Source organism: Falsirhodobacter halotolerans (assembly GCF_022899245.1).
Lineage (GTDB): Bacteria > Pseudomonadota > Alphaproteobacteria > Rhodobacterales > Rhodobacteraceae > Falsirhodobacter > Falsirhodobacter halotolerans.
The window spans coordinates 837,501-858,658 of the sequence record NZ_JALJAZ010000001.1 but is presented as its reverse complement, the minus strand read 5'-3'; the positions used below and the strand labels follow the sequence as shown (position 1 = coordinate 858,658).

The following is a 21,158-nucleotide window of genomic DNA, read 5'->3' as shown; positions in this document are numbered from 1 at the left end:
TCGGGCATCAGTAGTTGGATTGCTGCTGGATGCAGGTTTCGGTCCGGGTGTTATACATCCCACAATCAAGCTCGGCCCAATCGGACTCGAGCACCGCCGATTCCGGCAGGAAATCGGTCCAGGCATCGCCCGGCACAGGGTCGGTCTGGCTGATGATGTCGAATTGGCCATCGGCGCGAATTTCGCCGATCAGGACGGGCTTGGTCAGATGGTGGTTGGGCAGCATCTCAGCCGTGCCGCCGGTCAGGTTCGGAACGGTCTGGCCATACATCGCCTCGCGCACGGGATCGACATCGGTGCTGCCCGCTTCTTCAACCGCCTGCACCCACATCTTGAAGCCGATCATCGTGGCCTCCATCGGGTCATTGGTCACACGGCTGTCGTCGCCTGTGAATTCGTGCCAGCCTTCGATGAAGGCCGCGTTTTCCGGCGTATCGGCGGATTCGAAGTAGTTCCACGCCGCGAGATGCCCGACCAGATCGCTGGTATCCAGACCCGACAATTCCTCCTCGCCGACCGAAAACGCGATGACCGGCAGATCGTCCGCCGACACGCCTGCCGCCGCCAGTTCCTTGTAGAACCCGATATTGGCGTCACCGTTGATGGTGGAGACGACACCCACCTGCTTGCCATCTGCACCCAGCGCCACGACATCGGCGACGATCTTCGACCAGTCCGATTGCCCGAACGGGGTATAGTTGACGAAGATGTCGCTTTCCGCGATGCCCTTGTCGCCCAGATAGGCGGTCAGGATGTTGTTCGTGGTCCGGGGATAGACGTAGTCGGTGCCCAGAAGCGCGAATTTCTCGACCCCCAGCTCCTCCATCATGTAATCCACCGCCGGAATGGCCTGCTGGTTCGGCGCGGCCCCGGTGTAGAAGACATTCTTCGACGATTCCTCGCCCTCATACTGGACGGGATAGAACATGAGCCCGTTCAGTTCCTCGATTACCGGCAGGACGGATTTGCGGCTGACGGAGGTCCAGCAGCCGAAAATCACGTCCACATCGGACACGGTCAGCAATTCGCGCGCCTTCTCGGCAAACAGCGGCCAGTCCGAAGCGGGGTCGACCACCACCGCCTCCAGCGGACGGCCCAGAACGCCGCCCGCCGCGTTCTGCTGATCGATCAGCATGAGGACGGTATCCTTCAGCGTGGTTTCGGAAATGGCCATCGTGCCCGACAGCGAATGCAGAACGCCGATCTTGATCGGCTCTCCGGTCGGTTGGGCAAAGGCGGGCAAAGCGATGCTGGCGGCCAACGCGGCGGCAAGCGGCAGGCGGAAGGAAAGGGTCATGGTAATCTCCGGTGTTGGGGGGATACGCGCGTTGATCGCGCGTCAGGCTTTGGTTTATGCAGGCTGCGACAGGCTGGCCATATAGGCCCGCCACCCGCCGAAATGCGAGATGTCGGTGGCGCCGGTCAGACCCTCGGCCTCCGTGATGAAACCCTTGGGTGCGGTGCCGTCAGCCAACCGCGCGGTGCCGATGCCAAGCGGCGCGGGAATACCCGCCACGAAGCTGCCGAAATGCTGTGCGGGAACGGCCCAGACCTCGGTCTGGATGGCGGTGCCCTGCCCCGTCGCCACCCGCATCAGTCCGGGGCGGAAGGGCGGCCCACCCGCCAGCGCGAACAGACGGTAATCGGGCGTGGTCGTCACCGCGCGCAGGAACCGCCCTCCCCGTCCCGTCAGTTCATGGTTCAGCGGCATTCCCGACAGGTGCGCGCCAACGACGACAACCTCGATCTCCCCCTCCGCCAGCATTGGCGTGCGGGTCACGGGTGGCACGGGCGTGTCGGTTGCGCCAATGGCGACGCCCGCCGCAGAATGAAGCCGCGCCCCGAGGGCGGAGATCAACCCGTCCCGCCCTTTCGGCGCAATCAGCGTGACGCCCGATGGGAACCCATCCGCCCGCCAATGCGACGGCACGGCAATGGCGCACAGGTCCAGCAGATTCACGAAATTGGTATAGGTGCCAAGCTCGCTGTTCGGGCCGATCGGATCCGCATTCAGGTCGGCGCGGGTGCGCGGGCGAGGATACGTGGGGACGACCAGCACGTCGATCTTGTCCCAAATCCGCTCTGCCTCGCGGGTCAGCGCCTTCAGGCGGTAAATGCCGTCGAAGGCATCCGCCGCCGAATACCCCGTCGCAGCGCCGATGACCTTGCGCGTTGCGGGATGCAAAGCGTCCGGCCTCTCTTCGATCACGCCGCGAATGGCGTGATAGCGTTCGGCTACCCACGGCCCCGCATAAAGCAATGCCGCCACATCGAAAAGCGGCGTCATGTCGATGCTGGTTGCAGGATGGTCCAGATCGCCCAGCGCGGCATCGAACGCAGCTTCCGACAAGGCATCATCCGCAAACCGACGGCTGCCCGCATCCGGCACACCCACCCGCAGCCCGTCCGGCAGGCCCGAAGGGCGCAGGGCCTCCGATATGGCACGCGACCACGGATCGTCGGCGTCGTATCCGGCCATGGCACGGAACACCGTTTCCGCATCCCCCACGGTCCCGGCAAAGACAGAGATCGTGTCCAGCGTCCGGCAGGCGGGAAGCATCCCGCGCGCCGATACGGTGCCCAATGTCGGCTTCAGCCCCACGATGTTGTTCAGCCCCGCCGGAACCCGCCCCGACCCCGCCGTGTCGGTTCCAAGCGCGAAGGTGACGATGCCGTGCCCCACGGCCACGCCCGACCCGCCGCTCGATCCCCCGGGCACATATCCGGGATCGATGGAGTTCTTCGGCACCGGATAGGGCGTCCGCACCCCCACCAGTCCCGTCGCGAACTGATCGAGGTTCGTCTTGCCAATCAGGATCGCCCCCGCATTCAGCAGCTTCTGCACGGCGAATGCCGTGTCCGTGGCGATATGTTCGAACGCGGGGCATGCGGCGGTGGTGGGCAGGCCCGCCACGTCGATATTGTCCTTGACCACGAATGGCACGCCCCAAAGCGGCTTGGCCGGATCGAAGGGGCCAAGCGCATCCGCCGCCGCTCTCACGTCCTCCTCGGGGATCAGGGTGATGAATATGCCGGGGTCATTCACTTCGGCAATGCGGGCGAATGTCTGTGCCACGATTTCGGAAGCTCCGACACCTGAGGCATAGGCGGCATGAAGGGCGGCGATGGTGGGAAATGCGTGTGTCATGATGTTTCTCAATGCGCCTCGATCACCAGGAGGCGGTCACCCGTGGCAACGGTGCGTCCGGGGCGGGCGTGGACGCGGGCCACGGTTCCGGCCACCGTGGCGGTGACGGTGATTTCGGTTTTCATCGCCTCAAGAATGATGATGGGCTGGCCTTCCGCCACGATCTGCCCTTCGTCCACCAGCACCTTCCAGATCGATCCGTGCAGTTCGGCCAGGATCGCATCGCCCGCGACCTCGTCCTCCGGCGGATGTTCATCCTCCAGCGCGGCAAGGGCGTCGTCCTCCTGCCAGCGGGCCACCTCCATGCGGAAGGCGGCGCTCTGACCGGCCTTGAACGCGGCGATGCTGTCCGCCTCCGCCTCAAGGAAGGCGTGATAGGCGCCAAGGTCGAACTCCTCCTCCTCGATCCGAACAGTCGCGCGGCCTTCGCGGAAATCGGCGCGCAGGCGTTGCAGCTCCTCCTCCGTCACCTCGTAATACCGGACCTGATCGAAGAACCGCAGCAGCCACGGCTCCCCCGCCGCAAAGCAGGGATTGCGCGTGAACTTGTTCCAGATGGGGAGGGTGCGGCCGACCAACTGATATCCGCCGGGGCTATCCATCCCATAGATGCACATATAGACGCCGCCGATACCCACCGTCCCTTCCGCCGTGAATGTGCGGGCGGGATTGTATTTCGATGTCAGCAACCGATGCCGCGGGTCGATCGGCACGGCGCAGGGCGCGCCAAGATACACATCGCCCAAGCCCATCACCATATAGCTGGCGGAAAATACGATCTCGCGCACCTGATCGCGGGCCGACAGACCGTTGATGCGTTGGATGAAATCGACGTTGTTGGGCATCCACGGCGCGGTGGCGCGCACGGTTTCGCGGTAACGGGTCTGCGCATCCAGCGTGGCGGAATCCTCGAACGCCATCGGCAGATGTATGACGCGGGTCGGCACCTTCATCGTCGACGTGTCGGTCAGCGTTTCTTCCACCGCCAGCAGACGGGCAATCAGGTCCCGCTGATGGATCACCCGCCCGTCATAGTTGATCTGGAGCGACCGGATGCCGGGCGACAATTCCAGCACCCCGTCGATGGGGTCCGTCGTCAACGCCTTCATCAGCGCGTGGATGCGGAAACGGAACCGAAGGTCCAGTTCGTTCGGGCCGTATTCCAGCAGGATATACCGATCCCCTGCCTGCCGGTAGGCGGCGGCGGGACGGTCGCCTTGGGCGGGCAACTCGGCCAGAACCGTGGCTGATACCGTGCCTACCGGCATCCGCGAAGGCGGCAAGGGTGCGGGCAGATCGGCCAACGGGGTCAGTGAATCGATCGCGGCGTCCTGCGCGCGTTCCAGCGCCAAGGCGTCATCGAAGGTCATGGGCATGAAGCGGATACGGTCGCCCGGTTTGGCCTGCCCGATCTTCCACAATTCGGCCTTGGCGATGGTCGCGGGGCAGACGAAGCCGCCTAGGCTCGGCCCATCGCGGGTCAGGATCACGGGCATATCACCGGTAAAGTTGATTGCGCCGATGGCATATTCGGTGTCGTGGATGTTGGACGGGTGCAACCCCGCTTCGCCCCCGTCGCTGCGGGCCCATGTGGGTTTCGGACCCATCAGGCGCACGCCCAGACGGTTGGAGTTATAATGGACCTCCCAATCCGTGGCAAAGAACGTTTCGATCGCCTCGGACGTGAAGAAATCCGGCGCGCCATGGGGACCGTAGAGGACGCCCACCTCCCATTCCGTGCCATAGGTCGGGATCAGCGCCTTCGGGGTGGGTGCGGCGGCGCGCGGAACGTGGGTCCCCAGCGGGATTACGTCGCCCTTGTGCAACACGCGTCCCGCATGGCCCCCGAACTGTCCCAAAACGAAGGTGGACCGGCTGCCCAGATATTCCGGCACATCCAGCCCACCCGCCACGGCGACATAGGTGCGGCAGCCCGACAGGGCTTTTCCCACGGTCAGAACCTGGCCCGCCGTCACCGCGATGGGGGCCCAGAAGGCCACCGGCACGCCGTCCAGCGTCGCCTCGGCGCTTGCCCCCGTCAGGGCGACGACGGTGTCGGTGTGGAACCTCAGCGTCGGACCGGCCAGCGTGCATTCCAATCCGGCCGCTGCCGCATCGTTGCCAACGATCCGGTTGGCAAGACGGAAGGCAAAATCGTCCATCGGCCCCGAGGGAGGCACGCCGATATGCCAAAGACCCGTCCGGCCCGGATAATCCTGCACGGTGGTATAGGTGCCGGGAACCACCACCTCCACCGCGCGCGGGGCATAGGTCAGGTCCGACAGCGCCCGGGTGGAGACCTTGCCCGAGGTGAACACCTCCGACGCGACCACCGTCCGCAGGTAATCGAGGTTCGTCGCGATGCCCGACAGGCGGGAGGCATCCAACGCGGCACGCATCTTGGCTATCGCATCCGCACGCGTGGTGCCGTGAACGATCAGCTTGGCGATCATCGGATCATAATAGGGCGTGACCCGCGATCCTGTGTCCACCCAGCCGTCCACGCGCACGTCGTGGGGAAAGCGCACCTCGGTCAACTCTCCCGCAGCGGGCTGGAAATCGTGGACGGGATCTTCGGCATAGATGCGGACCTCGATCGCCGACCCGTTCGGCGCGGGCACCGCCGTCAGGTCCGGCGGGGTGCCTGCAGCGGTGCGGATCATCCAGTCGACCAGATCGATGCCCAGAACCGCTTCGGTCACGGGATGTTCGACCTGCAGGCGGGCATTGACCTCAAGAAAGTAAAACGCGTCCCGTGCGCGATCATAGATGAATTCCACCGTGCCGGCCGACTGGTATCCGACGCTGGCGCCCAGATCGCGGGCGGCGGCCAGCATGGCTGTGCGCGTGGCAGCGGGCAGATCGGGGGCGGGCGTTTCCTCCACCACCTTCTGGTTGCGACGTTGAAGCGAACAGTCACGCTCGCCCAAGGCCACCACAGTGCCCTGCCCGTCGCCGAAAATCTGCACCTCTACATGGCGGGCATCGTCAATGCAGGCTTCCAGAAATACGCCTGCATCCTTGAAGAAGTTCAATGCCTGACGCCGCACGGTGTCGAACGCGGCCTCCAACCCCGCCGCATCGGCGCAGCGGACCATGCCAATGCCACCGCCCCCCGCCGTGGACTTCAGCATGACAGGAAAGCCGATCCGGCCCGCTTCGGCCAAAGCCGTTGCAAGATCGGGTAGAAGATCCGTCCCCGGCACCAAAGGCACGCCTGCCGCCGCCGCCAACTCGCGGGAGGTGTGTTTCAGGCCGAATTGCCGGATCTGTGCCGCCGTAGGCCCAACGAAGACAATTCCCGCTGTGGCACATGCCTCGGCGAAATCCGCGTTTTCCGACAGGAATCCGTAACCGGGAATGATCGCCTGCGCGCCATGCGCCTGCGCCGCATCAAGGATCAGATCGCCACGCAAATAGGTGTCGGCGGCCTTGTCCCCCGGCAGCCGCACGGCGACATCGGCCATCGTGACATGCGGTGCGTCAGCATCCGCGTCGGAATGAATGGCCACCGTCCGCAGGCCCATCACCTTCAATGTGCGCAGGATCCGGCAGGCGATTTCCCCACGATTGGCGACAAGAACGGTGTGAAACATGGAGGCGCTTTCCGGCTCGGGTCATTCCTTGCGGTTTTTGGCACGGCGGGGTGCGCGTGAAAAATGCTAATAATTCACCTATGTGGTTCATTTAAAGAACCACCCTGTGGTAGACCATTGTAATGAAGCATCTTTACGACTTTCAACTTATTGAGGCGGTGGCGCGAACCGGATCAATCCGTCGGGCGGCGGACGATATGAACCTGACGGGATCGGCCCTGAACCGTCGAATCCGGCGGTTCGAGGAGGAGTTCGGCTTTGACATCTTCGAACGCCTGCCCTCAGGCGTCCGTCTCAATCCGGCCGGAGAGATGGTGCTGCACCACTACCGCAGTTCCCGCTCCGATCTGGCACGGTTGCGATCACAGGTGGCGGATTTGTCGGGCGAACGGCGGGGTCATGTGTCCATTGCCTGTTCGCAGGCGCTGACGCCTTATTTCCTGCCCGAACAGATCGCGCTCTACCGCGCAAAACATCCGGGAGTGACTTTTGCCGTGAAGGTCGGAGATCGCGAGCAGGCCGAGGGACAGATTGCCAACTTCGCCGCCGATCTCGCCCTGGTGTTCGAACCGCTTTATCTTGTGGACTTTGAAATTTTGCATGCCTTGCCGCAGCCGGTTCACGCGATCCTGCACAAAGACGACCCGCTGGCCGCAAAGACCGAAATCCGGATGCGCGACGTTCTGCAGCGGCCTTACGTCCTTCCATCGAAACAATACGGGGTGCGCCACCTCTTGGAAATGGGGGCGCGCAAATTGCGGCAGACGCTTGCACCAGTCATCGAATCGGACAGCTTCGATCTCATCCGCCATTACGCGCTTCATGAAGGCGCGATCGGCTTTCAGATTCCCATAGGTCTGAAGTATGAAGACGCCGGTCTCGTTTCCCGCCCGATGTCCGACCGGGATATTTCGGCCGGAAATCTCTTTCTTGGCCAGAAACGAGGGCGAACATTGCCTGTATCCTCCGCCCGATTTGCCATGCAGATCACGAACAGCCTGACGGCCTATTCTCAGGAACTGTCCTGAAATGGGCGTTGACGATACCTCCCTTTGCTTGAGGGGCCGCAATCAGCACAATCGCAGAAGAAAAGCAGCACGTTAGGCGGCCAGATTTTTTAAGCAAGCCTGGGCGAAAGCTCCAGATGTCGCCGCGATGGGGCATTCTTCGGACAGCATCTGGCGGTGCGCCTCGATCAAGCCAAGCGGGTTTTGGATCGGCAACGAAGTCACAGTGCTGACCCTTTGAAATGCGCGTGGAGGACTGGCTTGTACATATTCGCAATGCCAGCCAGATCGCGGATTATGATGGATCGCCTGCTCACATTGGAATAGATATAGTATACAATCTTACAGTGGAGAATTCATGCGTATCGTAAACTATCCCGGCCATGCCCCGGATTCCCGGCCACTTGGTCCGGCCCCCTTGACGCCCGCCCTGCGGCGCGGATCTTGGGTCTATACCTCGGGTCAGGTCGGCATCGATCCGGATACGGCGCAAATCGTGGGGCCGGGCTTTGCCGAACAGGCCCATCAGGCTTTCCGCAACATTCGCGCCCTGATCGAGCAGGCCGGTGTGACGATGGCAGATGTCATCAAGGTGACATGCTTCTTGACCCGAGCCGAAGATTTTGCGGAGTTGAACGCGATATACGAGCAGTATTTCGCGGCCCCCTACCCCTGTCGATCAACGCTTATCGTCGCGCTCCAGCCGAAAATACTGCTGATCGAGGTCGAGGCCACCGCCATCGCACCGGAGGCCTCATGACCTCGCGCATCCATGTTCTCGACAGCGGTTCCGCATCGCCTGATCTGCGCTTCGATGCCGGGCGGCTGCGTGGTATTGCAGGTTCTGCGCCCCTGACCATCACTCATGATCCGGCATGCCTGGCGGCGGAGATCGGTCCGGCCGACATCCTTTTGACAAATGCCAAAGTCGATATCGGTGCGCTGCGCAAGCGCGCGCCCCATCTGCGTTGGGTTCAGGTTATTTCGGCAGGCGTCGAAGCTTATCTGCCGACCCTGCCGCCTGATGTCATGCTGACAAACGCGTCGGGGGTTCATTCGGAGAAAGGGGCGGAGTTCGTGCTCGCAGCGGTGTTGATGCTAAACTATCGCATCCCCTCCTTTCTGGCCGCGCAAGCCCGACACGACTGGGCGCAGGATTTCGTGCGTCCGTTGCGCGGAAAATGCGCCGTGATTCTTGGGGCGGGGGCAATCGGTGGCGCGGCGATCCGCCTTTTGCATGAACGCGGAATGCGCGTTATCGCGGTCACCCGGTCGGGAACGTGCGCGGTCCCGGTCGAGGCTGCGGTGACGCTTGAGAGACTGAGGAAGGTGCTGCCGGACGCGGACTTTTTGATCAACACCCTGCCCGCTACGACCGAGACGACGGGAGTCGTCGGGGCGGTGGAGCTGGCTTTGCTGGCGGACGGCGCCGGAATCGTGAATGTCAGCCGTGCCGCGGTCTTCGACAAGGACGCGCTAGGCGCGGCGCTTCCTCGGCTGTCGGGCCTCGTTTCGGACGTGTTCCACGCCGAGCCGATGCCCAAGGACGACCCCGCTTGGGATTGGCCAGGTCTGATCGCGACCCCGCATTGCAGCGTCGACGACCATGAGGGTTACATTGACCGCTGCATGGAGATCTTTGCCGAAAACCTGCGCCGGTTCCGCGCGGGCGAGACGCTGGTGAACCTTGTAGACCCGACGAAAGGGTATTGAGGGGGGCGCGCCCCCTCACTTCACCAGATATTTCTCGATGATTGCGGGATCGGGGGTTACACCCAGACCTGGCTCAGACGGCAGGAGAGCATAGCCGTCTTCGAACTTGACGGGGTTCAGCGCCAGCTTGCGGGCGATGTCGTTCGGTTCCACGCAATACTCCATCACCAGCGCATTTTTGATCGCGCAAAGGAAATGCAGCGAGGCCGCCGTGTTGATATCCGTGGTGAAGTTGTGGTTGCAGACCTTGCGCCCCTTGCTGAGCGCGTAGTTCGCCACGCGGATGCCTTGGGTGATGCCTGCGCGAGTCAGGTCGATCTGCACAACATCGACGCCGCCTTCATCGATCAGCCGTTCGAACTGCGCGACGGAACTGTCCTGCTCACCCGCGGCGATACGCTGCTGCGCCCCTGCCGAGAGCTTGCCATAGCCGGAGATATCCTCGGGATGAAGCGGCTCCTCGATCCAGAACAGGTTGTAAGGTTCAAACAATCGGGCGCGGCGCAGCGCGGTTTTCATGTCCCAAGCGTGGCCCACATCCAGCATGAAATCGACGTCGTCGCCGATGGCCATGCGTATCGCCTCGACATAGGCAAGGTCGGTCTTTTCATGCTGCCCGAAAGGCTCCCACCCGAACTTGACGCCGGTATGGCCCGTATCGACGGCCGCCTTGGCGCGGGCGACGGTATCTTGAACCGAAAACTGGAACATATTGGACGAATAGACCCGCATGCGGTCGCGCAGCGCCCCGCCAAGAAGAGTCACGATGGGCTGATTGAATGCCTTGCCCTTGATGTCCCACAACGCGATGTCGATCCCCGCCATCGCCTGCAGGACCGCGCCCGTGCGACCGTAGAAGATCGTGGCGTCATACATCTTGTCCCAAAGCCGCCCCGTCTCGATCGGGTTCTCGCCGATCAGCAGGCGCTTCAACCCCGACACCATCGTATGCGAGTAAGGCGCGCCGATGATCGCCTGCACGACCGAGGGGCTGCTGTCCACCTCGCCCCAGCCGACGATGCCGGCATCGGTGCTGACCTTGATCAGCAGCGTGTCCTGAGAACTGTCGGTGCGGGCCTCCACGTTTGGCAGGCGCAGGTAGAAGGTTTCGATGTCGGTGATTTTCATGCGTCGTCAATCGGCCAAGGCCGCTCCTCATGTTGTCCTGTTGGTCTTTGCTGGGGGAGAGTCAGGCGGCGGTGATCTGCGCCGCCATCCGCCGTGCGTGCAGGAGGTCGAAATCGACCTTCATGCCCTCGGTGATGATGTGTTCAGTCAACTCCTTGCGCACGGCCGCCAAATCGCCCGAAGCGATGGTGTCCAGCAACCGTTCATGCTCTGAGACGATGGTCTTCATGTCCTTGCTGTTCACCGCCAGCCCTATGATAACGGTCAATTGCCGTGCCAGCGATTGCCAAAGCGTGACGAGCGGCTGGTTGCCCCCAAGACAGACCAGTTGCATGTGGAACGCCGTATCGGCCGAGGCGAAACTGAAAACCTCGCCCCGTTCGCCCATCAAACGAAGTTCCTGCAGCGAGCGGCGAAGCGGAGCCAGAGCCTCACCTGCGTTCCGACCCGCCTCGATAGCGCGGGTGGCGGCCAGCGTTTCCAGCGTTGTGCGAACATCCAGGATCTGGGACAGCCGATCCTGCGTTATTTCCATAAGACGGATGCCCTTGTAGGGCTCGCTTGTCACGACACCTTGGCTTTCCAGCACCCGCAACGCCTCGCGGATCGGCACGCGGCTCATGTTCAGCGAAGCGCTCAGATCCTTTTCGACAAGCCGGTCGCCAGGCAATATCAGGCCGCGTGCCGCAGCGGAGAGTATCTGGTCGATCACGTGATCCACCAACGTCCGCGGCCGTGCCGCAGTCCACCCTTCTGCCGATGTCGTGACCTGCATGGCCTGCTCGCTCCCCTGACGTCTTTTCTCTTGATAAGCCTAAATTCCACTCTTGCCAAGAGTATAATAGTATACAATGCTACAACACATCGGCGAGGAACGCCGCAGCACCCTACCGCGCCCCAAGACGCGGAATGTGCGAAATCCATCAGGGAAACACAGATGAAACTTGCGAATATCCTCCCCGCACTGCTTGCTGCAAGCACGGTGCTTTCGCCTGTTCTGGCCAGCGCTCGCGCCTCGGACGAGCTGAAGCCCGCCCCCGCCGATTTCACCGAAATGCCGGCATGTATCGCCTTGCGCGAACAGCATCCCGATCTGGTCGGCAAAACGTTGAGCGTCGGCCTTGGCGGGTATAACAAAGGCTTCCAGCAGCCGGTGGACGGCAACCCCGAGGATCTGGAGGGGTTGGACCCCGACATGTTCGATCGTCTGGGCGCCTGTCTTGGCTTTGACTACACCTTCCAGCTTGGCGCGTTCAACGTGCTGGTCACCTCGATCATGTCGGGTCGGCTGGACATCGGCCCGTCGCTTTACGTGACCCCGGCACGGCAGGAACAGGTGGCGTTCGTATCGTCCTATCAGGTGGTGGACGGATCCGTGGTGCCGAAGGGCAACCCCAAGAACCTGCAATCGCTGGACGATCTTTGCGGCATGACAATCTCTGCCGCCGCCGGCACCTTCGAGGCGACGACGCTCGCCCCTGAGCAGACCGCCAAATGCATCGAGGCCGGGAACCCGGCCGTCGACGTGCTGCTGGTCCAGAACACCGACAGCGCGATCCTTGCCGTGCAATCGGGCCGTGCCGACATCCATCTGACCTCCAAGGCGGTCGCAGCAGGATTGGCCGCCGCCGATCCCAACCTTGAAGAAGCCTTCGACGTCGATCTGCCGATCCGCAACGGCTATCCCATTGCCAAAGAAAACGAGGCACTTCAGGCCGCGATTTTGGACGGCATCAAGGTGATCCAGGATTCTGGCGTGCAGAAGCTGATCATGGACAAGTGGGGCCAAGGCGCCGACGCCCAGCGCCCTGTCGAAATCTTCAACTGACCTGCCCGCCCCCGCCATGTGCGGGGGCAATCCCTTTCTAGGACGGTGGAATGGACAACTTCCTGCATTACCTGACACTCGGCTATCTGTGGGAAGGCGCAGTCATCGCGATCCAGCTCATGGTGGCGGCGCTGACGGGCGGCATCCTGATCGGATTCTTCCTTGCGCTTGCCAGCCTCTCGAACGCGTGGTGGATGCGCTATCCGGTCAAAACATACATCTATCTTCTGCGCGGGACGCCGGTGCTGTTGCAGCTGATCATCCTTTACAACGTGCTGCCGCAATTCGGCATTCGTCTGTCTCCATTCTGGAGCGCCCTTCTGGCGCTGACCATCAACGAAACGGCCTATTGCGCCGAAATCATTCGAGGCGGCATCATGTCGGCGAACCGCGACCAGCGTTTGGCGGCGCAGGCCTTCGGATTCTCCCGCCGGGCCGAGATGATCCATGTCGTGATCCCGCAAGCGCTGCGGGCGATCTTGCCGACATTGGGCAACGAAAGCGTGGGCCTGCTGAAATCGACCTCGCTCGCCTCGGTCGTCGGCGTGGCGGAGCTGACGATGCGTGGGCAGACCATCGTTTCAACGAATTTCCAGTTTCTGCCGGTGCTGCTGGCTTCGGGCGCGATCTACATCATCATGTCATCGGTTCTGGCTGGCGGCCAGTTCTGGGCCGAGAACCGCGTCAGCCTCGAGTCCCGCGCCAATCGCGCCGCACGTCGCCGCCCCCCCGCGCCAACGCAAAGCCCCGCCCAGCCGGCAAGGATGGGACAAGCGGAGCGCATGCTGGACATCCACAATCTGGAGGTCGCATATCGCAATAAGACCGTTCTGAAGGACCTGTCGTTGGTCGTGAAACGGTCCGAGGTGGTGGTGCTTCTGGGGCGCTCCGGCTCAGGCAAATCGACATTGCTGAAGACGATCATGGCGCTGGTGCCGTCCAAGGCGGGCAGCATCCGTGTCGGCGACGTGCTGATCGGACAGAACGCCCACGGGGCGGCGCTTGGCCCCCGCGCGCTGACGAAGAACCGCATCGCCGCCCGGATCGGCATCGTCTTCCAGAACTTCGCTCTGTTCGACCATCTGACCGCCGAACAGAACGTGATGAGCATCCCGACCATCGTGCAAAAGCGTAACAAGGACGAGGCCCGCGCCGCAGCCAACCGCGCACTGGCACAGGTCGGTCTGGCCGACTTCGCCTACCGCCTGCCGCACGAGCTGTCGGGCGGCCAGCAACAGCGCGTCGCCATCGCCCGTGCTCTTGCCAGCGATCCGCAATTGCTGCTGTTCGACGAGCCGACCTCGGCGCTGGACCCCGAACTGGTGCGCGAGGTAAACGCCACCATCCGCGGGTTGGCCGATACCGGTCTGACAATGGTCATCAGCACGCATGACGTCGGGTTCGCCCGCAGCGTCGCGGATACGATCGTCTTCCTCAAGGATGGCAAGCTGGTGGAATCCGGGCCGCCCTCCATCCTCGATGCACCACAGACGGAAACCTTTGCCGCCTATCTCCGGCAGGAGGAGGTGCGCGATGCCCCCGAGCCGCAACGCCTTCCCCCCGCTCTGCCGCAGCCCGCGACGGAGCGTTGAATGCCGCACCATGACCTTCCCATGTCAGAAGCGTCCCGAAATGCTCTGGGCCACGCGCTCTTTGATTACATGATCGGGCGGGCAGATGACGCGCTTGGGGTCGAGGATGCCAATGTCGCGGCCTTCCAACGCTTCGAGCTGGTCCCACGCCTGTTCGGCGGAGAGCCGCCCGATCTGCGCGCGTCGCTGGCGGGACGCCCATTGGCGGCTCCGCTGGTCATCGGCGCCTTTGCGGGTGACAGGGTTTTTCACCCCGAGGGCCTGCTGCCTGTCGCGCGATCTACGCAGCGCATGGGCCTTGCGATGGTGGTATCCGAGGAAACCGTGACGCCGCTGGACGAGATCACCGCCGCCAACCCCGAGACGTGGCTGCAGTTGCGCGCCGCCGGTTCGGTCGACCGCGTGACCCGTATCATAAAGGGTGCGGCAAATGCGGGGGCGGTGGGCATCGTCCTGACCCTGATGGCCCCGTCGCATCCGCGCCCCGGTCAGCGCCCGGGTGGCTTCGACATCGGGGCAGAGCTGCGGCGACGTGGCTGGCAGACCATCGGCACGATGCTGGACGGATCGAACGCCATCGGCGTTGCGCCACTTCCAGCGCTCCCGATCTGGGGGGCAGAGGATTTGCGCGACGCCGTCCAAGCCGCCTACGACGCCCGGCTGCCGCTGATCGTCAAGGGCGTCCTGCATCCGGGCGATGCAATGCCGGTGATGCAGGCAGGTGCCGCCGGTCTTGCCGTGTCCAACATCGGTCTGCGTCAAAGCGACCGCTGGGCCCCGGCGCTTGATCAGCTGCCAAGGGTTCGTGCGGCGGTTCCGCAGGCCCAAATCCTGATCGACGGCGGCATCCGCCATCCTGCGGACATCCTGATTGCGCGCCTGCTGGGCGCAGATCTTGCGGTTACAACCCGGCCCGTGATTTCTGCCCTGACGGGTGGGGGCGAGGCGGCGGTCGATGCGTTTCTGCGCCGGATGATCGATGGGCTCTATGCCCTGACGCTCTGGATGGGGGATGGAGAGGTTCAGGCGCGCTGAAACCTCCCCTGCCCGCGCCGCCCCAAATCGTGGCCATCTGCAAAGACATCTTCGCCGCGCAAGATCGTGCGCCGAAGCTGCCCGCGCATCACCGTCCCCTCAAAGGCGGAGAACTTCGCGCGACCATGAAATGCGTCGCCACGCACGGTGGTGCTGCCGTTCAGGTCCCACAACGTCATATCGGCATCCAGCCCGATGCGGATCGCGCCCTTCTGTTTCAGGCCGAAGCGTTGGGCTGGCGCGGTCGCGGTCATTCGGGCGAACGCGTGCAGCGGCAACCCCCGCGCGATCACACCCTCGCTCATCAACAAAGGCACATTGGTCTCGATACCGGTCAGGCCCATGCCAGCCTCCCAAACCGGGAGATTATTGTGTTTCAGTGCGGGATCGTAGGGGCAATGGTCCGAGGCGATCATGTCGATTGCGCCCGCCATCACCCGATCCCACAAGGCATCCGCGACCGCACGCGGGCGCAAGGGCGGGCCACACCGCGCAACAGGACCGATCCGCACCAGGTCCTCCTCGTCGAGGCAGAGGTAATGCAGACAGGTCTCCGCTGTCAGATCCGCACGCCCCCGTGCCGCATTCAAAAGGTCAGCCGCTCGGGCCGAGGCCATATGCACGACATGCGTCTTTGCCCCGGTCATCTCGGCAAACAGGATCAGCCGCTGCACGGCCTCGATCTCGGCCAGTTCCGGCCCGGCTTCGGCATGGGCGCGCATGTCCATACGACCCTCGGCCCGCAGACGCGCCTGTGCCGCAAGCAGGATGTCGTGGTTTTCGGAATGGATGCCGACCAGCGCTCCGATCTCGGCCGCGACACGCATCGCCTCCAGCAATGCGCGGTCGCCGATGGCCGGAAGCGCCGTTGGGTCGGGGGCGGCACCATCCGCACGCGGGCTGCAAAGGAACCCCTTGAAGCCGATGGCCCCCGCCTTGTGCAGGGCCCGAAGCTGCCCCGCATTGACCCCATCCAACCCCGCCCAAAGCGCGAAATCCACGGCGGCATTCGCCGCGCAAAGCGCATGTTTCGCGGCAAATCCTGCGAGGTCGATCGCGGGGGGCAGCGAATGCGGCATCTCGATCACAGTGGTCACGCCCCCCGCGGCCGCGCCTTGCGTTCCGGCAAAGATCTCATCCTCCACCCCGTCCGGCGAGGCCGTGAAATGTGTATGCGCGTCAATCGCTCCCGGCATAAGGACAAGGCCTTCGGCCTTCAGGCGATCCGCCGCATCGGGCGCGGCTCCGGCCGCATAAAGACCCGCGATCCGGCCATCAGCGATCCCGACATCAACGTGGGTGGCACCACTGTCCAGAACGACAGTCGCGCCAGTGATGATCCTGTCAAGCATCGCTCGTCTCCGTCAGGTCGGCCCAAGAGGGCATGCGCGTCAACCACCCCGCGCGCATCAGCAACGCACCGAAGCGGTCGAAATCCTCGCGCGGGATGGCGGTCGTGGCGGGCCAAAGATCGGCATCACGATAGAGCGCTATGGCCATGGTCAGCGCGTCGATGCCGTGATCGGGAAAGCTTGACGCGATCATTGCAGCGATTTCCGCAGGTTCGGCCATGGAGATCAACGTCAGCGCCGCACCGATTGCCCGACGAAAGGCGGCGAACTTCTCGGGCATGGCTGCAATGGTGTCCGGCCGTGCAATATAAGCGCTCCATGGAACGCCGCCCGTCGGACCTGCAAGATCGGCCAAGGGCGCGATCCGCCGTTCGGCAATTGCGTTTGCAGTGGCATGAAGATGGTGGATGGCATAGCGGTGGCCCCCGTGCGGAAAGGCCCCACCAATGCGTATCGCCGCAATTCCACGCTCGGCCATCACCGCATCGAAGATGAATCCTGCCGTGCCGACCTGCGCCACATCCACCACGACCTGGCCTGCCAGTTTCGTCAGATCGAAATCCGGCTCTGGCTTTTCTCCGAGTATGAACCACGGGTTGCTGCGCACGGCTGCGCAGAAGTTGACCAGCCGGGTGCCTTCTTCAGCCATCTTCATTGTTACCATCGGCCCACCGATGGTCAGGTCCGCCATTCCCGAAAGAACCGACGGGATCTGCCCACCCGCGATGGTATCGCCACCCTCCGCCGCAGTGAGCAACCGGATCTCCAGCCCCTCTTCCGCGAAGAAACCGGCCGCCTCGGCCACGAGATGCGGCAGGTAATAAAGCCTCGCCTCGCTTGGATCACCTTGATTGAGTGTCAGCACGCGCGAGATCATGGTTGCCCCTGAAGCTTAGTATACAATACTACATTCCTAGAGAAGGCTGACGCGTGCCGCAACCTTCTTCGACATATGGGGGATGGAATGATCGACGATCCGAATGGTATCTGGCTTGGACGTATTTGGCGGCCCGAGGTCGCGGGACCATCTGTGGTGACTGTGCGCCGGGGCGTCGTCGTTGACATCACGTCTCGCACCGCACCGACCGTGCGCGACATCTGCGAGATGGACACGCCTGCCGCCTATGTTGCGACATGCCCCGGCACGGACGTCGGATCGCTCGATACGATTGCAGGAAACCCGATCGATCCAGCGTTTTGCACTTTCTTGCCCCCTGCGATCTTCAGGCGATCAAGGCCTGCGGCGTGACCTTTGCCCGATCCATGGTCGAACGCGTGATCGAGGAAAAATCCGCAGGCGATCCCGCCCGCGCCGCTGCAATCAGAACCCGCGTGGGCGCGCTGATCGGCGACAGCCTGCGCGACATCCGCGCGGGGAGTCCCGAGGCGCAAGAGGTCAAAACGCTGCTGATCGCCGAAGGGTTATGGTCGCAGTATCTGGAGGTCGGCATAGGCCCCGATGCCGAGGTCTTTTCGAAGGCGCAGGTCCTGAGCGCGGTCGGACCCGGTGCGGATGTCGGGCTGCATCCGATCTCTACCTGGAACAATCCGGAGCCTGAAATCGTGCTAGCCGTCAGTTCGCGCGGCACCATCATGGGCTTGGTCATCGGGTGTAGTCCTCGGTTCAGGTTGGTGGTCACAACCCGACCCTACCGAGAAACCCGATGGCCACCGCAAGCTACACCACGTCTGGGGACATCATCCGGAGTCCCTTCAGGCACCGGGACTGAAGCGGGAGGCGACGGAGATCCTGCGAGGGCTGATTTCGGAGGTGCGGATGATCCCTGACAGGGGTGCTCCCGGCGGCCATCATATGGAATTGATTGGCGATCTGGCGGGCATTCTTCAGCTTGCTGAAAGTCCTTTGGATGACGGTCAGATGGGGAACCGTTCATCGCAACGCAAAGAGCCCCGGCGGAAAGCCGGGGCTGGAAGCGAAGGGTTTGATCCTTCGGGGTCTGTATCGGTGGTTGCGGGAGTAGGATTTGAACCTACGACCTTCAGGTTATGAGCCTGACGAGCTACCGGGCTGCTCCATCCCGCGGGAGTTGCGCTTTTGTGGGAGCGCTACTTTTGTGTCGAGAGAGGGATTATCGTTTGAGAGTATGGGGTCTTTCTAGGTTTGGCGGTGACCTACTCTCCCACGTCTTGAGACGCAGTACCATTGGCGCGACGGCACTTAACGGCCGAGTTCGGGATGGGATCGGGTGTTTTGCTCGTGCTATGACCACCAAACCGAGGAAGACCCCGTCCCGGCATGTTTGCCGGGAGGGTTTTACAACATCAGGGATCGTTTTGATCCTGTGTTCAAGTCGTGGTTGCTTTTGGTCCGGCTTTTTCCGGATCAAATCAAGCCTATCGGGCAATTAGTACCAGTCAGCTGAATGCATTGCTGCACTTACACCTCTGGCCTATCGACGTGGTGGTCTTCCACGGCCCTCAAGGGAGACCTTGTTTTGAAGGGGGCTTCCCGCTTAGATGCCTTCAGCGGTTATCCTGTCCGAACATAGCTACCCAGCACTACCGTTGGCACGATAACTGGTCCACCAGTGGTTCGTTCACCCCGGTCCTCTCGTACTAGGGGCAACTCTTCTCAAGTCTCCTACACCCACGGCAGATAGGGACCGAACTGTCTCACGACGTTCTAAACCCAGCTCACGTACCTCTTTAAATGGCGAACAGCCATACCCTTGGGACCTGCTCCAGCCCCAGGATGAGATGAGCCGACATCGAGGTGCCAAACGATGCCGTCGATATGGACTCTTGGGCATCATCAGCCTGTTATCCCCAGAGTACCTTTTATCCGTTGAGCGATGGCCCTCCCACTTGGGACCACCGGATCACTATGGCCGACTTTCGTCTCTGCTCGACTTGTCAGTCTTGCAGTCAGGCTGGCTTCTGCCATTGCACTCAACGACCGATTTCCGACCGGTCTGAGCCAACCTTCGCGCGCCTCCGTTACACTTTAGGAGGCGACCGCCCCAGTCAAACTACCCACCACGCAGGGTCCCGGACCCGGATAACGGGCCGCGGTTAGACATCAAGAGTGCGAAGGGTGGTATCTCAAGGATGGCTCCACGAGGACTGGCGTCCCCGCTTCGATGCCTACCACCTATCCTGCACATCACAATCCTGATGCCAGTGCGAAGCTATAGTAAAGGTTCATGGGGTCTTTCCGTCTAACCGCGGGAAGTGTGCATCTTGACACACAGTTCAATTTCGCTGAGTCCACATCAGAGACAGCGGGGAGATCGTTACGCCATTCGTGCAGGTCGGAACTTACCCGACAAGGAATTTCGCTACCTTAGGACCGTTATAGTTACGGCCGCCGTTTACCGGGGCTTCAATTCGGAGCTTGCACCCCTCCTTTTAACCTTCCGGCACCGGGCAGGCGTCAGACCCTATACGTCGTCTTGCGACTTCGCAGAGCCCTGTGTTTTAAGTAAACAGTCGCCACCCCCTAGTTTGTGCCCCCCACCCACAGTTGCCTGCAAGTGGGGCCTCCTTCTCGCGAACTTACGGAGGCATTTTGCCGAGTTCCTTTGATGTGGTTCTCTCAAGCGCCTTGGTATTCTCTACCAGTCCACCTGTGTCGGTTTCGGGTACGGTCTTATAGAGAGGCTATTTCCAGGAACCCCTAAGCAGCTCACCCAATCCGATAAGGGCAAACTACACTCGGGATCCGTCACCATCTCACGGCCCAGGAATATTAACCTGGTTCCCATCGACTACGCCTTTCGGCCTCGCCTTAGGGGCCGGCTTACCCTGCTCAGATTAGCTTTAAGCAGGAACCCTTGGACTTTCGGCGACAGGGTCTCTCACCCTGTTTGTCGCTACTCATGTCAACATTCTCACTTCTGATCTCTCCACCGGATGCCTTCCGGCCCGGCTTCACAGACAGAACATTGTCTTCACTGCTTTGCGCTACCGCTACGCTACTTGAGCGCGGCGACCCGCTTAAACAGAACAGACAGCGTTCTATATCACAGAACGCTCCGCTACCACGCATATCGCTATGCATCCTGAGCTTCGGCTCGTGGCTTGAGCCCCGTTACATCTTCGCCGCAGGACAGCTTATCTAGACCAGTGAGCTGTTACGCTATCTTTAAAGGATGGCTGCTTCTAAGCCAACCTCCTGGTTGTTTTGGCCGTCCCACATGCTTTCCCACTTAGCCACGAATTAGGGGCCTTAGCTGCAGGTCAGGGTTGTTTCCCTCTTCACGACGGACGTTAGCACCCGCCGTGTGTCTCCCGGATAGTACTCTGCGGTATTCGGAGTTTGCTTAGACTCAGTAAGGCTGTGGGCCCCCATCATCCATGCAGTGCTCTACCCCCGCAGGTATTCGTCCGAGGCGCTACCTAAATAGCTTTCGCGGAGAACCAGCTATCTCCAGGTTTGATTGGCCTTTCACCCCTAGCCACACGTCATCCAGACCCTTTTCAACGGGTGTTGGTTCGGACCTCCAGTACGTGTTACCGTACCTTCATCCTGCACATGGCTAGATCACCTGGTTTCGGGTCTGATCCCACGAACTCATGCGCCCTTTTAAGACTCGCTTTCGCTGCGCCTTCACCTAGCGGCTTAAGCTTGCTCGTAAGACCAAGTCGTTGACCCATTATACAAAAGGTACGCCGTCAGGACTGATGTCCCTCCGACTGCTTGTAGGCGTCCGGTTTCAGGTACTGTTTCACTCCCCTCGTCGGGGTGCTTTTCACCTTTCCCTCACGGTACTGGTTCGCTATCGGTCAGTAAGGAGTA

General features: G+C 62.0%; 15 protein-coding genes, 1 tRNA gene and 2 rRNA genes (1 of these 18 only partly in view). 8 read left to right on the top strand and 10 right to left on the bottom strand.

Annotated elements, in window-relative coordinates:
• Positions 1-7 precede the first annotated feature (7 nt).
• The 3 genes from urtA to uca are packed head-to-tail and all read right to left on the bottom strand — an operon-like array spanning position 8 to position 6,744.
• Positions 8-1,297: an urea ABC transporter substrate-binding protein gene (gene urtA, locus MU449_RS04530; RefSeq protein ID WP_244736811.1), complete on the bottom strand. Its 1,290-nt coding sequence runs from the start codon at positions 1,295-1,297 to the stop codon at positions 8-10.
• 54 nt (positions 1,298-1,351) lie between these two features.
• A complete protein-coding gene (gene atzF, locus MU449_RS04525) occupies positions 1,352-3,148 on the bottom strand; it encodes an allophanate hydrolase (protein ID WP_244736810.1) in 1,797 nt (598 codons plus the stop codon).
• A gap of 8 nt (positions 3,149-3,156) precedes the next feature.
• On the bottom strand, positions 3,157-6,744 hold the full coding sequence (uca, locus tag MU449_RS04520) for an urea carboxylase (protein WP_244736809.1): 3,588 nt from the start codon (positions 6,742-6,744) through the stop codon (positions 3,157-3,159).
• 122 nt (positions 6,745-6,866) lie between these two features.
• Here uca and MU449_RS04515 point away from each other — a divergent pair, with 122 nt between their 5' ends.
• From MU449_RS04515 to MU449_RS04505, 3 genes are all read left to right on the top strand, one after another.
• Positions 6,867-7,772, top strand: a complete 906-nt coding sequence (locus MU449_RS04515) for a LysR family transcriptional regulator (protein WP_280517630.1) — start codon at positions 6,867-6,869, stop codon at positions 7,770-7,772.
• 397 nt (positions 7,773-8,169) lie between these two features.
• Positions 8,170-8,511: a Rid family detoxifying hydrolase gene (locus tag MU449_RS04510; RefSeq protein ID WP_244736807.1), complete on the top strand. Its 342-nt coding sequence runs from the start codon at positions 8,170-8,172 to the stop codon at positions 8,509-8,511.
• The gene (locus tag MU449_RS04505) at positions 8,508-9,464 is read left to right on the top strand and encodes a D-2-hydroxyacid dehydrogenase (RefSeq protein ID WP_244736806.1); all 957 of its coding nucleotides are present in this window, start codon (positions 8,508-8,510) and stop codon (positions 9,462-9,464) included. The genes MU449_RS04510 and MU449_RS04505 overlap by 4 nt, the downstream gene beginning before the upstream one ends.
• Positions 9,465-9,479: 15 nt before the next feature.
• Here the strand turns inward: MU449_RS04505 and MU449_RS04500 are convergent, their stop codons facing one another.
• Positions 9,480-10,592 carry a mandelate racemase/muconate lactonizing enzyme family protein gene (locus MU449_RS04500; protein ID WP_244736805.1) on the bottom strand — a complete coding sequence of 371 codons (1,113 nt, stop codon included), beginning with the start codon at positions 10,590-10,592 and terminating at the stop codon, positions 9,480-9,482.
• Between the two features lie 61 nt (positions 10,593-10,653).
• Complete coding sequence (locus MU449_RS04495) at positions 10,654-11,367, bottom strand: GntR family transcriptional regulator (RefSeq protein WP_244736804.1); 714 nt, start codon at positions 11,365-11,367, stop codon at positions 10,654-10,656.
• Between the two features lie 162 nt (positions 11,368-11,529).
• Between MU449_RS04495 and MU449_RS04490 the strand changes: the two genes are divergently transcribed.
• The 3 genes from MU449_RS04490 to MU449_RS04480 are packed head-to-tail and all read left to right on the top strand — an operon-like array spanning position 11,530 to position 15,047.
• Positions 11,530-12,420, top strand: a complete 891-nt coding sequence (locus tag MU449_RS04490; RefSeq protein WP_244736803.1) for a transporter substrate-binding domain-containing protein — start codon at positions 11,530-11,532, stop codon at positions 12,418-12,420.
• 50 nt (positions 12,421-12,470) lie between these two features.
• Positions 12,471-14,012, top strand: coding sequence for an amino acid ABC transporter permease/ATP-binding protein (locus MU449_RS04485; RefSeq protein ID WP_244736802.1), 1,542 nt, complete (start codon positions 12,471-12,473; stop codon positions 14,010-14,012).
• Between the two features lie 21 nt (positions 14,013-14,033).
• Entirely contained in the window at positions 14,034-15,047 is a 1,014-nt protein-coding gene (locus MU449_RS04480) for an alpha-hydroxy acid oxidase (protein WP_244736801.1), read from the top strand.
• On the opposite strand, the gene allB is transcribed toward MU449_RS04480, so the two are convergent.
• Together allB and MU449_RS04470 are read right to left on the bottom strand one after the other, a co-directional pair.
• Entirely contained in the window at positions 15,035-16,399 is a 1,365-nt protein-coding gene (gene allB / locus MU449_RS04475; protein ID WP_244736800.1) for an allantoinase AllB, read from the bottom strand. The two genes, MU449_RS04480 and allB, sit on opposite strands and share 13 nt — an antisense overlap.
• Positions 16,392-17,276, bottom strand: a complete 885-nt coding sequence (locus MU449_RS04470; RefSeq protein ID WP_244736799.1) for an ABC transporter substrate-binding protein — start codon at positions 17,274-17,276, stop codon at positions 16,392-16,394. Before MU449_RS04470 ends, allB begins: the two co-directional genes overlap by 8 nt.
• A gap of 87 nt (positions 17,277-17,363) precedes the next feature.
• Between MU449_RS04470 and MU449_RS15860 the strand changes: the two genes are divergently transcribed.
• Together MU449_RS15860 and MU449_RS15855 are read left to right on the top strand one after the other, a co-directional pair.
• Entirely contained in the window at positions 17,364-17,648 is a 285-nt protein-coding gene (locus MU449_RS15860) for a hypothetical protein (RefSeq protein ID WP_342345641.1), read from the top strand.
• Positions 17,645-18,187 carry a hypothetical protein gene (locus tag MU449_RS15855; protein ID WP_342345640.1) on the top strand — a complete coding sequence of 181 codons (543 nt, stop codon included), beginning with the start codon at positions 17,645-17,647 and terminating at the stop codon, positions 18,185-18,187. Before MU449_RS15860 ends, MU449_RS15855 begins: the two co-directional genes overlap by 4 nt.
• Positions 18,188-18,366: 179 nt before the next feature.
• Here MU449_RS15855 and MU449_RS04460 read toward each other — a convergent pair.
• The 3 genes from MU449_RS04460 to MU449_RS04450 all read right to left on the bottom strand — a co-directional run.
• Positions 18,367-18,443 (bottom strand) — tRNA-Met (locus MU449_RS04460).
• A gap of 76 nt (positions 18,444-18,519) precedes the next feature.
• Positions 18,520-18,634 (bottom strand): 5S ribosomal RNA (gene rrf / locus MU449_RS04455).
• Positions 18,635-18,744: 110 nt separating this feature from the next.
• Positions 18,745-21,158: ribosomal RNA gene (locus MU449_RS04450) — 23S ribosomal RNA — on the bottom strand (it continues 450 nt past the right edge of the window).

Coding starts and splice junctions, on each gene's coding strand:
- urtA (WP_244736811.1), bottom strand. CDS start 1,297: ATGACCCTTTCCTTCCGCCTGCCGCTTGCCGCCGCGTTGGCCGCCAGC.
- atzF (WP_244736810.1), bottom strand. CDS start 3,148: ATGACACACGCATTTCCCACCATCGCCGCCCTTCATGCCGCCTATGCC.
- uca (WP_244736809.1), bottom strand. CDS start 6,744: ATGTTTCACACCGTTCTTGTCGCCAATCGTGGGGAAATCGCCTGCCGG.
- MU449_RS04515 (WP_280517630.1), top strand. CDS start 6,867: ATGAAGCATCTTTACGACTTTCAACTTATTGAGGCGGTGGCGCGAACC.
- MU449_RS04505 (WP_244736806.1), top strand. CDS start 8,508: ATGACCTCGCGCATCCATGTTCTCGACAGCGGTTCCGCATCGCCTGAT.
- MU449_RS04500 (WP_244736805.1), bottom strand. CDS start 10,592: ATGAAAATCACCGACATCGAAACCTTCTACCTGCGCCTGCCAAACGTG.
- MU449_RS04495 (WP_244736804.1), bottom strand. CDS start 11,367: ATGCAGGTCACGACATCGGCAGAAGGGTGGACTGCGGCACGGCCGCGG.
- MU449_RS04490 (WP_244736803.1), top strand. CDS start 11,530: ATGAAACTTGCGAATATCCTCCCCGCACTGCTTGCTGCAAGCACGGTG.
- MU449_RS04485 (WP_244736802.1), top strand. CDS start 12,471: ATGGACAACTTCCTGCATTACCTGACACTCGGCTATCTGTGGGAAGGC.
- MU449_RS04480 (WP_244736801.1), top strand. CDS start 14,034: ATGTCAGAAGCGTCCCGAAATGCTCTGGGCCACGCGCTCTTTGATTAC.
- allB (WP_244736800.1), bottom strand. CDS start 16,399: ATGCTTGACAGGATCATCACTGGCGCGACTGTCGTTCTGGACAGTGGT.
- MU449_RS04470 (WP_244736799.1), bottom strand. CDS start 17,276: ATGATCTCGCGCGTGCTGACACTCAATCAAGGTGATCCAAGCGAGGCG.
- MU449_RS15860 (WP_342345641.1), top strand. CDS start 17,364: ATGATCGACGATCCGAATGGTATCTGGCTTGGACGTATTTGGCGGCCC.